This is a genomic window from Sulfurospirillum barnesii SES-3, assembly GCF_000265295.1.
Lineage (GTDB): Bacteria > Campylobacterota > Campylobacteria > Campylobacterales > Sulfurospirillaceae > Sulfurospirillum > Sulfurospirillum barnesii.
The window spans coordinates 672,242-685,631 of sequence record NC_018002.1 but is presented as its reverse complement, the minus strand read 5'-3'; the positions used below and the strand labels follow the sequence as shown (position 1 = coordinate 685,631).

General features: G+C 38.2%; 11 protein-coding genes. 4 read left to right on the top strand and 7 right to left on the bottom strand.

Annotation, left to right across the window (positions count from 1 at the left end; genetic code table 11):
• Positions 1-2: 2 nt before the first annotated feature.
• The 4 genes from SULBA_RS03535 to SULBA_RS03520 form a co-directional block, all read right to left on the bottom strand.
• The gene (locus SULBA_RS03535) at positions 3-1,256 is read right to left on the bottom strand and encodes a GGDEF domain-containing response regulator (RefSeq protein ID WP_014768898.1); all 1,254 of its coding nucleotides are present in this window, start codon (positions 1,254-1,256) and stop codon (positions 3-5) included.
• 116 nt (positions 1,257-1,372) lie between these two features.
• Positions 1,373-3,076, bottom strand: coding sequence for an L-lactate permease (locus SULBA_RS03530; protein ID WP_014768897.1), 1,704 nt, complete (start codon positions 3,074-3,076; stop codon positions 1,373-1,375).
• Between the two features lie 161 nt (positions 3,077-3,237).
• Positions 3,238-4,779, bottom strand: a complete 1,542-nt coding sequence (locus SULBA_RS03525) for an AAA family ATPase (RefSeq protein WP_014768896.1) — start codon at positions 4,777-4,779, stop codon at positions 3,238-3,240.
• On the bottom strand, positions 4,776-5,651 hold the full coding sequence (locus SULBA_RS03520; RefSeq protein ID WP_014768895.1) for an NAD(+) kinase: 876 nt from the start codon (positions 5,649-5,651) through the stop codon (positions 4,776-4,778). The genes SULBA_RS03525 and SULBA_RS03520 overlap by 4 nt, the downstream gene beginning before the upstream one ends.
• 98 nt (positions 5,652-5,749) lie before the next feature.
• On the opposite strand from SULBA_RS03520, the gene SULBA_RS03515 reads away from it, so the two are divergent.
• The 4 genes from SULBA_RS03515 (at position 5,750) to SULBA_RS03500 (ending at position 9,555) form a co-directional block, all read left to right on the top strand.
• Positions 5,750-6,316: a YajG family lipoprotein gene (locus SULBA_RS03515; RefSeq protein ID WP_014768894.1), complete on the top strand. Its 567-nt coding sequence runs from the start codon at positions 5,750-5,752 to the stop codon at positions 6,314-6,316.
• A gap of 167 nt (positions 6,317-6,483) precedes the next feature.
• A complete protein-coding gene (aspS, locus tag SULBA_RS03510; protein ID WP_014768893.1) occupies positions 6,484-8,232 on the top strand; it encodes an aspartate--tRNA ligase in 1,749 nt (582 codons plus the stop codon).
• Positions 8,233-8,244: 12 nt separating this feature from the next.
• Positions 8,245-8,817 carry an adenylate kinase gene (locus SULBA_RS03505; protein ID WP_014768892.1) on the top strand — a complete coding sequence of 191 codons (573 nt, stop codon included), beginning with the start codon at positions 8,245-8,247 and terminating at the stop codon, positions 8,815-8,817.
• Positions 8,818-9,555, top strand: a complete 738-nt coding sequence (locus tag SULBA_RS03500; RefSeq protein WP_014768891.1) for a competence/damage-inducible protein A — start codon at positions 8,818-8,820, stop codon at positions 9,553-9,555.
• Here the strand turns inward: SULBA_RS03500 and SULBA_RS03495 are convergent.
• From SULBA_RS03495 to tyrS, 3 genes are read right to left on the bottom strand one after another with little or no spacing between them, the layout of a single operon-like run.
• Entirely contained in the window at positions 9,539-11,098 is a 1,560-nt protein-coding gene (locus SULBA_RS03495; RefSeq protein ID WP_014768890.1) for an N-acetylmuramoyl-L-alanine amidase, read from the bottom strand. The genes SULBA_RS03500 and SULBA_RS03495 overlap by 17 nt on opposite strands.
• Complete coding sequence (locus SULBA_RS03490) at positions 11,082-12,179, bottom strand: nitronate monooxygenase (protein WP_014768889.1); 1,098 nt, start codon at positions 12,177-12,179, stop codon at positions 11,082-11,084. Before SULBA_RS03490 ends, SULBA_RS03495 begins: the two co-directional genes overlap by 17 nt.
• Positions 12,179-13,387 (bottom strand): tyrosine--tRNA ligase, encoded by a 1,209-nt coding sequence (tyrS, locus tag SULBA_RS03485; RefSeq protein ID WP_014768888.1) that lies wholly within the window; start codon positions 13,385-13,387, stop codon positions 12,179-12,181. The genes SULBA_RS03490 and tyrS overlap by 1 nt, the downstream gene beginning before the upstream one ends.
• Between the last annotated feature and the right edge of the window lie 3 nt (positions 13,388-13,390).

Genomic DNA, 13,390 nt, shown 5'->3' with positions numbered 1-13,390 from the left:
CATTACGCAACCTCTATCCTATTTTTTCCATTCTTTTTCGCTAAATAAAGCCCTCTATCCGCTTGATTAATCATCTCTTCCACACTTTCTAAATCACCAAACGTAACCCCAATAGAGACACTCACACCCAACGTATCACCCTCTTTTGTTTTAATTTGAATGGTGGAAATCACACTTTTGAGTTTAAGAAAAAATTCCAAGGCTTTCTTTTGCTCCATATTTTTGAGAACCAAACAAAATTCATCCCCACCAATACGGGCAAGGAAGTGGTCATGCACAAGATACTCTTTGAATTTTTTAGCAAGTTCAACAATCACCGTATCCCCAACACGATGCCCTAATGTGTCATTAATGTGTTTAAAATTATCCACATCAATAAGCCCTAACGCAAAAGGCTCATTGCGTTTTTTTGCCTCATTAAAATACTCATGCATCGCATCAAAAAAATAACGACGATTTGCCAGTCCACTTAAAAAGTCATTTTGTGCCATATCTTGAATTTTGGCAATATATTCCAATGAATCCAAAGAGTTGTTAATGCGACACGCAATCTCTTCTCTGGTAAAAGGTTTGTTAATAAAATCATTAGCCCCAATTTTTAAAAACTTTGCAGAAATAAGCTCTGTATTTGTTCCTGTCATTGCGATAATAGAAATCTCATTTTTACTGTACTTCTTTCGTACTTCTTTGGTTAGTTCAACACCATTAATCACAGGCATTTGGAAATCTGTTAAAATCAATTTAATATCAGGGTTATCTTCTAAAAAAACCAACGCTTCTTCTCCATGTGCTGCTACAATTACTTTAAACATTTGATGGTGCAAAAGTGATTTTATCTGAGAACGTGTTGCCATTGAATCATCAACTACCATAACTTTTATATCACGGTTTTTATGCAATCTCTCAATAAGAGTAAAAATGTAATTGACATCATCAATATTGCCTTTATAGACATAATCAATCACTTCTTTTTTCAAAATTGCCTCACGCACCTCTTTATCAATAGAGCCTGTAAGAACAATGGAGGGAATCTTATGTGATAAGACCATATCGACAACTTCACCATTAGGGGCATCGGGTAAATTTAAATCCAAAAGAGCTAAAAAATAATCATTGCTTTTTTCAATCAATGCCTCTGCTTCAGCATAAGTGTATGCAGCATCCACATCAAAAGCAAGGCTTGATTCCATCTTTTTAACGATAAGTTTTGAAAGCGCTTTATTGTCTTCAACAATTAAAATTTTCTCTTTTGCCATTACACCCTACCCTGCTGAAAGTTATATTAATAGGCGTAGATTGTAGCATAAGAAAGATTAGGATTTATAAAAAGAGGAAAGGTGGCTGTGAACGTATCACAACCACACTTTAAAATTTATTTTGCGATAAAAAGAGGATCTGTTGCACCTAAAACATACATACCAATGAGTCCTAAAATACCAGCAAAAAGGCAGTAATATGCTGTTGGAATAGCCGTTTTACGTAAGGTCTCACCCTCTTGTCCCAAAAGTCCAACGGTTGCAGATGCTGCAACAACGTTGTGGATAGCCACCATATTACCCGCAGCTGCACCTACGGCTTGAAGCGCAACCATCAACGCAGTAGAAACACCAATACCCTCAGCCACACCAAATTGGTATTGAGCCAACATCATATTAGAAACCGTATTACTTCCTGCGATAAACGCACCAATCGCACCTACAAATGGAGCAAAAACAGGATAGATGCTACCAACGGTTGTTGAAACGTATTGCGCCATAACAATGGGCATAGAAGCAAAACCTGCACCATTTACACCAGAGTTAATTAAAATACGAACCAATGGAACGGTAAAAATAAGCACGAAACCAGCACCCAAAAGCACTTTGGTTGACTCACCAATTGCTGCACTCATCTCTTTGGCTTTCATGCCATGTAGAAAATAGGTCAATAAAACAACAAAAACAATAATACCGCCAGGCAAATAAAGAGGCTCAATAGAACCACTAATTCCTTTTTCACCTAAAATATTTACAAACGCAACTTTAAAAGAGAGTAAGAATTTTTTGAGTTCAGGGCTCACACGGGTCAATACTAAAATACCCGCAACCATAACATACGGTAACCATGCTACCAAAAGTGACATTTTTTTTGTTTTTTCAGTTAATGTATCTAACCTAATTTCGATTTGACCAATCCAATGGGCTGGCCATTCACTTGCTGGTGGAAAATCCCAAGATTGCTTAGGCACTAAGAATCCACTTTTTGCACCCATAACAACAATAGGAAGCCCTACAAGTGCACCAATAATAGAAGGAAATTCAGGTCCAAGTATAATACCTGTCATCGCATAAGGGATTACAAAAGCCAAACCACCAAAAATAGCGAAGGGAACGGCAGCCAAGCCTTCAGACCATGAAGCGTTTTTTCCAAAAAAACGCGTAAGCATCATGACCATAAAAGAGGGGATTAAGACACCTACAATCGCATGTGTTATCGCAACATTTGTCACTACTGTTTGCAAATACACATCCCAACTAGAACCTACTTCACCTAAACGAGTTGTAATGCCTGCTTTATCAAGCCCACTATTGACACCAATAAGAATTGGCGTTCCAACAGCACCAAAAGTAACAGGTGTGCTTTGAACCATCATACCAAGCATTACCGCTGCTGCTGCAGGAAAACCTAGGGCTACCATCAAAGGAGCAGCAATCGCAGCAGGCGTTCCAAAACCAGACGCACCTTCGATAAAAGCACCAAACAACCAACAGACAATAATGAGTTGGATTCGTCTATCGGCACTAACACCGTTAAAACCGTTACGAATAACGGCTACGGCACCTGAATGCTTCAATGTATTTAAAAGCAAAATTGCTCCAAAAATAATCCACAATACCGCAATCGTAATCACCACGCCTTGCAATGTTGAAGCAAGAACTCTGTTAAAAGAAACCTCCCACACGAATAAAGCAATCAGTGCGGTCATAACATAAACAATTGGCATCGCTGTTTTTGCTTTCATACGTAACCCTACGAGAAGAATACCTGAGGCAATAATTGGCAGTGCTGCAAACAATGCTTGCATTCCTAAACCCATACAAAACTCCTTTTAAAGATTTGACTAAATGAGTATACATTTATTCTAATAAGAGTCTATGAGATTTATACGAAGAAAGGACGATAAAACCTAAAATAAATAAAAAATGTGTATATCTGTTACATCAAAAGAGAAGAAACAAAATTCTTCCCTTTGATATGTTACATATTGTTACTAACTAGCAATGATTTAGCAAAAGAGAGGGCTTCTTCGCTTACACTTTCACCGCTGACCATGCGTGCTAATTCACGAATTCGCTCCTCCGCTTTTAATGGATGAACATGGCTTACATGTAAAGCATCTTTACTCACTAAAAAGTGCTGGTCTGCACATGAAGAGAGTTGGGGTTGATGCGAAATAGCAAAAATTTGGTATGTTTGCGAGAGTGTTTTTAAAACATTAGCAACACTCATTGACTCTTTACCGCTTAAATTGGCATCAATTTCATCCAAAATTAAAACACCACCATCTGCCAGTAAAAAAGCATTGTGCGTTGCTAAAAAAGCCAAACGTACACGGTTATATTCACCCGAACTTATTTTTTTTAAATCCACTTTTCCTAGATTTACATGTAAGACATCATACCCAAGCTCTTGTACGCCACTCTTTGCCAGTTCAAGCGTAAGTGGAGGCATATACAGTTGTGAAAGGTAGTGATTTAAATGCTCTTCTAACAAACCTAAGTAAGCATGACGTACCTTTGAAATAGCCTCACTCTGTTTCTGCACCTCTGTGCTAAGAGTAGCGACTTTTTTCGCCAATTGCTCTTTTTCAAAGGCACTGTTTTCATAGCGTGCAAGTTCTTCTACTTTTTTTTGTCTTTGTGCCAATGCTTCTTCTATGGAACCGTAACGCTTTTTAAGTTGGGCAATTTTTTCAATGCGATCAAGCAGTGATTCCACATCAATCTCATCCAAAGCTTCAAATGTTTCATTTTGTTTTTCAAAAATAAGCCTTAGTTCATTCATGCACGCATCAAAAAAGCTTCCATCTACTTCCATTAAGGTCAGAACTTCATTCACACTGCTCTCACTCTTGAAAATTTCACCCGCTTTTTGCATAGCCTGTTCTATTTTCTCTTTTTTTGAGAGTGATTTTTTAAAACGCACCAACGCTTCATCTTCGCCAATTTTTGGAGCAATTTCATCAATTTTGGCAATTTCAAAACGTGCAAACTCTTTTAAGTCTTCTAGTTTTTTCTCTTCTTCTTCAATGCTTTCTAATGCCTCTTTAAACGTTGTATACTCTGAAAAAAGTGCGCTAAAGGCATACACTGCCTCCCTATGGTGTGGGTTTTTACTCGCACATACCCCATCAAGAAGCGTCAAAAGACGGCTGTTTTCAAACTCATTATTGTCTTTTACGGATAAATAATTGACACATGTGCGAGAAAGTTCTAACATCGTTTTTTTTGAAACCGTTTGTGCATTGATAAAATAGCGAGCATTTTTTGCTTTGAGCGCTTTAAAAATATTGGGGCTCTCTTCTTCGATACCAAACGCTTCTAAGCCTAATGTTTTATCAATCGTCGCTTCGAGTATATCTGCATGTACGTCACCATGCCCAAACAAAGACAAAAGTGCCTGCATTAAAACCGATTTTCCAGCCCCACTAGGTCCTGTAAAGACGACCAAACCCTTGTCAAATTCCATCTGACACGCTGCAAACGAAAGGTGATTTTTGATTAACAAACGCTCTATCACACATGCCCCCAATGCAATTTCTTTTTTAATACATCAAAATAGTCTCTATCCAAACTGTGAATTAACCGTGCGCCCTCTTTAGCACTGCGCACACACACTCGTTCAATCTCATTCATATTATACGTATCTTGACCATCGATAACAATCACGGTATCTCCATCGCTTTCAAAAGAAATCTCAAAATCGACAGGCAAAACAAGGGGTCTTTGAGAAAGAGAATGCGGACAAATGGGTGTTAAAATTAAAGCTTCTGTGAGTGGATAAACCACAGGGCCACCTGCTGAGAGATTGTAGGCCGTTGAGCCTGTTGGTGTTGAGACAATCAGCCCATCGCCATAATACGAATTAAACAATTTACCATCAACATACGCTTTAATCGTGCTCATATGGGATATTTTAGAACGCGATAAAACAATGTCATTAAAGGCAACTATCTTTTCTATTTTACCTTTTACATGTAAAGAAATTTCGAGCATCATTCGTATATCAATACGGTAATGACCTAAAAAAAGTTCCTCTATAAACTGTCTAATTTCATCGGTTTGAATATCGGTTAAAAATCCTAATTGTCCCGCATAAATACCAAGGACTGGCTTATGGTATGCAAAGCTTTTTCGACACAAAGCGATGAGGCTTCCATCCCCTCCAAGCGAGATAAGAAAATCACTCTCTTCGCACATTTGCTCAAAAGAAACACCCTTGTAACCTAACATCTGAGCACTCGTTTGCTCTATCAATAAAGCAACACCTTGCAACTGCAATGCTGACTTTATTTCCTCTACATAAGGCATCAGTGTTGTATCATTTGGCTTGCACACCAATCCTACGGTTTTAATCTGTGTTAAAAGATGAGTATGGTTCGTTATTTTCATGATTTGATTCTATCGTGTCTTTTATTAATCAACGATTATGCTATAATTCACGCTCATTATAAGCACCTTTCGTGCTTTTATCACAAGGGAGAACCACCATGAAATACCTCTTTCTTATAACACTTTCACTGATACTTTTTAGTGGGTGTGCCTATAAAAATGAACCGTTAATGCTTAAATCCTACCAATCCGAATACAAAGGGCCTTCATTGCGCAACAATAAGACCATCTATGTGCGTTTTGTCAAAGATTTACGTGTCAAAAAAAATGTTATTGGTTATGTTGATCAAAAAGGCGGCGATGCTATTTACTTCTTCAGCAATGAAAATTTTGCAGACAAGTACACAGAAGGTTTAGGTTATGCGCTTAATCTAGCGGGATTTAACACGGATGCGAGTAAAACAGAAGCCTCTTTAGTGGTTGAAATTTCCATTAGAGATATTGAATTAGTCTATAACGATAAAAATTTCGATGCAAATCTTAAAGGTGAAATTGAAATTGAAGTTGTTGCACGCAAAGGCGATGAAGTCATTACCCAAAACTTCCGTCAAAAAGGAAGTAAATGGATAGCACCTTCTTACAGTTCTAAAGATTTAGAACCGTTTTTATACTCACTTTTTTCAGACAGTATTGACCAAATTGTCACACGATTAACACGTATGTAATCTATTTAAGAGGCATCTTTGCCTCTTAAAACCCTAAGATACCTCTATCCCCACTCTTTTTAACATTGGTTTTATAAATAAACTAAAGAAAAGCTACGTTTAGCTATACTCATTCTTTAAAAAACGACAACCAAAGGGTTCATTTAGCCCTTACTTAGGAATAAGCATTGAGAAGTCATTATTGTACAGATTTAGATGTCGCTAACATTGGCGAAAGTGTAGAAGTGTGTGGGTGGGCAAACAGCCACAGGGATCATGGTGGGGTTATTTTTATTGACCTTCGTGACAAATCAGGCCTTGTACAACTGGTGTGCGACCCAGCGGATAGTACCAAAGCGCATGAGGTTGCTTCATCGGTAAGAGATGAGTTTGTATTAAAAGCCAAAGGTCGTGTGCGAGCTCGTGGTGAAGGGCTTGAAAACCCACGCCTTAAAACAGGTAAAATTGAAATTGTAGTCGATGAGCTGATTGTTGAAAATGCCAGCGAAACGGTTCCTTTTGTTATTGGCGATAACAATGTGGGTGAAGATGTCCGTCTAAAATACCGCTACCTAGACCTTCGTAACGCCAAAGCCTATGAAATCTTTAAACTTAGAAGTAAAGCTACTGTTGCGGTAAGAAACTCTTTGGATGCACAAGGCTTTTTAGAGGTTGAAACACCCATTTTGACCAAATCAACCCCAGAGGGTGCTCGTGATTATCTTGTTCCTAGCCGTGTGCATAATGGTGAGTTTTATGCCCTTCCCCAATCCCCTCAGCTTTTCAAACAACTTTTAATGTGTGCGGGTTTTGATCGTTATTTTCAAGTAGCAAAATGTTTTCGTGATGAAGACTTACGGGCTGATCGCCAACCTGAATTTACACAAATTGATATTGAGATGAGCTTTTGTGATCAAGAAGATGTCATGAAAGTCACCGAAAATCTTTTGCGTGATGTTTTTAAAGCATGTGGTCATGAGATAAGCATTCCTTTTAATCGTATTCGTTTTAAAGAAGCGATGGAAAAATATGGCTCAGATAAACCAGACCTTCGTTATGACCTTTCTATGATTGATGTGATGGACATTTTTGCGAACTGTAAAAATGAAATTTTTAGCAACATTGCTAAAGATACCAAGAAAAACCGCATTAAAGCGCTTAAAGTCCCTAATGGCGATAACATCTTCTCAAAACGTCAAATGCAAAGTTTTGAAGAGTATGTTCGTAAATTTGGCGCACAAGGCTTAGGCTATTTTCAAATGAAAGAAGATGGTCTCAAAGGTCCTTTAACCAAGTTCTTTGATGAAGCTGATTTGCAAAAAATTGTGGATGCAGCAGATTTACATGTAGGCGATGCTATTTTCTTTGGTGCAGGAGAGAAAAAGGTTGTTTTAGACTATATGGGACGCTTCCGTATCTTTTTAGCAGAACAGATGAACATTATTCCTAAGGATGTATTTGAATTTGTTTGGGTGGTTGATTTTGAGATGTTTGAAGTTGAAAATGGCAAAGTCAAAGCCCTTCACCATCCCTTTACCATGCCGCGCGACATCGACAACACCCCCATTGATGAGATGGAATCTATTGCCTATGACATCGTCTTAAACGGTGTGGAACTGGGTGGTGGAAGTATTAGGATTCATAAAAAAGAGATTCAACAAAAAGTCTTTAAACTCTTAGGCATTGAGGACGAAGAGGCGCACGAGAAATTCGAGTTTTTACTCGATGCTCTTAAATACGGTGCACCACCACACGGCGGTTTGGCAATTGGTTTAGATAGGCTTATGATGCTTATTACCAAAAGTGAAAGCATTCGTGATGTTATTGCTTTCCCTAAAACGCAAAAAGCACAATGCTTACTCACCCGTGCCCCAAGCGAAGTGGAGAATGACCAGCTTCGAGATTTAGGTATTAGACTTCGAGAAAAATCAAAATAAGGGAGAAACTCTATGAAAAAACTGTTTTTAATTATTGGTGCACCAGGAAGTGGTAAAACAACCGATGCAAGTTTAATTGCTGAAAAAAATAGCGATAGTATTGCGCATTACTCAACAGGTGAATTGCTTCGTGATGAAGTGGCAAGTGGTAGTGAGCTCGGTAAAACGATTGATTCGTTTGTCAGTGCTGGCAATCTTGTACCTTTGGATATTGTTATCAACACCATTGTAGGTGCTATTAAAAACAGTCCTAAAGATGTTATTCTCATTGATGGTTTTCCTCGCTCAGACGAGCAGATGAAGGCTTTAGATGCTATTCTTGCACATGAAACAACCGTTCAACTCGTTTCTGTTATTGAAGTTGAAGTCAGTGAACAAGTGGCATGTGATCGCGTTTTAGGACGGGCACGTGGAGCGGACGATAATGTTCAAGTCTTCAACAACCGCATGAAAGTCTACACAGAGCCTTTAGCAGACATTCAAGCTTTTTATGGAGCAAAAAATCTTCTTCATAAAATTAATGGCGAGCGTAGCATTGAAGAGATTGTCTCTGAGATGGAAGCTTTCGTTAAAGGTCATATTTAGATGCACAACTTCTACTCTGTTATCATTGGCACGGAACTGCTCAATGGTCGCAGAGTAGATAAACATTTTACTTTCATTAACCAAGAACTACGTGAGCGTGGACTTTTACATGTAGGAAACTTCATCATCGAAGATTCCCCTTTCTTAATTCAAAACTGTTTTAATATGATTTTACAAGACCCTAAAAGCGTGATGTTCTGTTTTGGAGGCATCGGCGCAACACCTGATGATTTGACACGAGCAATTGCCAGTGAAGTCTTTACGGGGCAGGAATTATCTTTACATGTAAAAGCAAAAGAGCTCATTGAATCTCAATTTGGGAAAGAGGCATATCCTCATCGTATTACTATGGCGATGCTCCCACCAGAGGCAGATCTCTTAACCAATGTTATTAACAATGTTCCTGGTTTTAGCCTTTTTAATCGCTTCTTTTTTACCCCAGGATTTCCCTCTATGGCATGGCCAATGGTACAAGACGCACTTACCAAACACTTTCCTTCTCAAGAAAAACTTCTCAGTGATTCTTTTATTGTAGAATCCCCAGAAAATGATTTAATAGAGATTATGCAGGCCCTTCCCCCAGAGCTTCATTTTTCATCTTTACCTCGTTTTGTGGGGGAAAAACGTCTCGTTGAAATTTATTTAGCGCATCCTAATAAAGCTATACTTAATCAATGGTCTTCCTTTTTCAAAAAAGAAGCCCTCGCAAAAGGTAAAATCATTAAGGATTGTTGCTAAAATATTGATCTAAACCATTGCTAATCCCATCAACAAGCATCTTTTGATATTGAGGGTTGTGCATATTGGTGGATTCTTCAGGATTGGTGATATAGCCAACTTCAATAAGAACAGAAGGCATGGTCGCACCCACAAGCACCCAAAAAGGAGCTTCTCTCACCCCTCCATCTTCCACAGCATAACGCTTTTTGACACTGTTGAGCATGTGCGATTGTATATCAATGGCTGCTTTATTAGAGAGAATAATTTTTTCTCGATTAAAGACATTTAAAAAAGTCTCTTTTGAGTAATAATTCATCTCTTCAATATCCGATTTATTTTCCAGTGCAGCCACATTTTTTGAGCGTTCAGAACGATCTGGAGAGAGAAAAAATGTCTCTAATCCTTTCATTGAAAGCTGTTTAGCTTCCGTGGGCGCAGCATTGGCATGGAGTGAGATAAACAAATCGGCATTTTTATCATTGGCAACTTTTGTTCTATCACGAAGGTTAATAAAAACATCTTTTTGGCGGGTATAAAAAACCTTATAACCACGACTTTTCAACTCTTTTCCCAATGCTAATGCTATCTCTAACATTAAATGCTTTTCCATCTTCTTTTTATAGCCAATTGCCCCTGGATCTTTTCCACCATGCCCCGCATCTATGACAATGGTTTTATTACGATTTAGCGAAGAAGAACTCTGCACTGTTTTCGAAACGACAGGCATACTCTCTTTTTCTGGAGGTAGAACATGACTTTTTTGTGATGTACTTTCTATTTGAGGTTTATTTTTACTTATATTTGGCTCTTTTTCTAAAGAGATAACTACCTTTGACTCTAGTGTACTCACATAGGTTTCAAAGGATTTTGGTGCATCTAAGACAATACGAAGGAGATCATTATTGTACTGACTGATGCGTATATGTTTTAATTTTTGAGGCGTTTGTATATTTAGGGGGGCATTTAAAATCACCGCAGGAATATCAATCACTTTTTTATAACTATCTGAACTTTTAAGCACAAAAATTTTAATACTTTGCTCAGAAATAGGGGAGCCAAAATGCAAAACAATTTCTTCATCATTACTCTCAATGCTTTGTAAAACATTTTTACCTTTATAACTTTTAGGAAGGTTTTGAGTTGATGCATTATTTGGTGAAGAAGAGAGTGCTTTCCCCTTGTTTGATGGTGTTGGGAAGGCTGATTTTTCAGATACACCATCACGTTTGTTTGTATCTGTATAGGTTTGACTTCGAGATGATGAGGCATTTTGTTTCTCTAACGTTGCTAATTCAGACGCATATTTAGAGCTATCATAATTTAATCGTTTTGAAGCTTCAATAAGAAGCGAGAGTGTCTCTTTTTTAAGAGCATCATCTCCATTCATAACCGATTGGATATACAAAGCTTTTAATCCATGAAAAATGCGCAACGCATCATCACGATTTGCTTGTTTTAACTGTACAGTGTATTGCTCTAATTGCTGCATGGGATTTGGCGCTCCAAAGAGCACCATCGTTGTCAGCAAAAAAAGAAAAAAGAGTCTAATGCGTTTCCCCATGAACCAACTTTGCCATAAGTTCTTTAACACTTATAATTTCATTTAGCTTATAGCCATTAGCCCCTGTAAAGAAAAGTCCTGTTTCAACCTTTCCCATATATGCATCACTCAAGCGATCTGCAATACAATACCCAACCGCTTTCGCTTCTTGTCCACGATGACAAGGGCTTACACAATTGCTAATACAGCGAATGGCAGGCCCTTCTCTTTTTTCAACCATATCTATTAAATTCGTTTTTACACCTCGGGCAGGATAGCCCACAGGAGATTTAAAGAGTTGAATGTCTTCTTTTTGCGCTTTAAGCAGTACTTCTTTAAAATTTTTATCTGCATCGCATTCATGCGTACCAATAAAACGTGTCCCCATTTGAACACCCCTAGCACCTAAGGCAAACATTTTTAAAATATCATTATGATCCCAAACGCCCCCTGCTGCAATCAAAGGAAAATCACCCCACGCTTTCATCTCTTCTAAGATAGGTTCAATCAGGTTTTCTAACTGATATTCTTCTTGAGAGCACTGTTCATACGTAAAACCTTGATGTCCTCCACTTAAAGGACCTTCTACAACAATGGCATCAGGTAAGCGATTATAGCGTTGAGTCCAACGCTTACAGATAATTTTTAAAGCCTTAGCAGACGAGACAATGGGTACAAGAGCAACATCTGGATAATTGGCTGTAAATTCAGGCATATTGGTTGGCAAACCAGCCCCTGTAATAATAACATCCACACCCGCTTCACATGAATCTTTAATCACTCTTTCATAATCGTTAATAGCGTATAAAATATTCATACCCAAAGGCTTTGAGCCACAAATTTTACGTGCATTTCTTACAATAGCATTCAAACCCTCTTTTGAATAAAAATTCTCTGTCTCAAAAGGACGTGTATTAATATTTTTTTTACTGTAGTGGCGCTCATCATAATAGCCCGTTCCAACAGAGCTGATGACACCAAGTCCACCTTCCAGACTGACCGTTCCAGCAAGTCTGTCCCAACTAATTCCTAGTCCCATACCACCTTGAACAATAGGGTGCTCAATAGTATATTTTCCGATTTTAAGAGCGTGTAATGACATTATTGCACCTTTAACTTAGCAAATTTACGTTTGCCTACTTGAAGAATATACTCACCACCATTAAGTTGTAGCTGTTCATCGTCCACTTTTTCTTGATTGAGTTTTACGCCACCTTGCTTAATATCACGTCTTGCTTGGGATGTAGACTCTTCTAATCCACAATCCACCAATGCCTTCGCAATCCAAACAGGTGCTTTACATGTAAAGCTTTCTAGCTCGTTAGGAATCTCATTGTGTGCATGCACGCGGTTAAACTCTGCTTGCGCATGAAGGGCTGCTTCTTTTCCATGATAACGCGCAACCATTTCCATAGCTATCATCTCTTTAGCATGTTTAGGATGAACCCTTCCCTCTTCAACATCTTTTTTAAGCATCGTAATTTCTTCTAAACTTTTGGCACTTAAAAGTTCATAATAACGCCACATTAAACTATCTGAAATGCTCAGCATTTTACCGAACATATCCGATGGTTCATCTGTTACCCCAATGTAGTTTCCCAAAGATTTGCTCATTTTATTGACGCCATCTAAGCCTTCTAGTAAAGGCATCATTATCACGGCTTGCTCTTTACCAATGCTATAGGCACGTTGTAAATGACGCCCCATTAAAAGGTTAAATTTTTGATCCGTTCCACCCATTTCAATGTCACATTTCATCGCAACACTATCATAACCTTGAAGTAAGGGATACAAAAATTCACTAATGGAAATAGGCATCTGTGATTTGTAGCGTTTTTCAAAATCTTCTCTCTCTAACATACGTGCAACATTAAAGGTGGTGGTTAGTTCAACCAGCCCTGCCGCGCCCAACGCTTCAATCCATGTTGAATTAAACATAACCACTGTTTTTTCTGGGTCTAGTATTTTAAATACTTGTTCTTTATAGGTTTCAGCATTCGCTAAAACAACCTCTCGTGTCAATTTTTTACGGGTTTCATTCTTCCCCGTAGGATCACCTATCATGCCTGTAAAATCACCAATTAAAAACTGAACAATGGCACCGTATTTTTGAAGCAATGCCATTTTTTGAAGCAAGACGGTATGTCCTAAATGTAAATCAGGTGCGGTTGGATCAAAACCTGCTTTAACTAAAAATGTTTGACCTTTTTCCAAATAATTTTTAACCAATGCCTCAATGCGTTCTTCATCAATAATCTCACTTATGCCTCGTTTAATTTCACTCAACGCATTTTTAAGTTTTATCTCCATGGG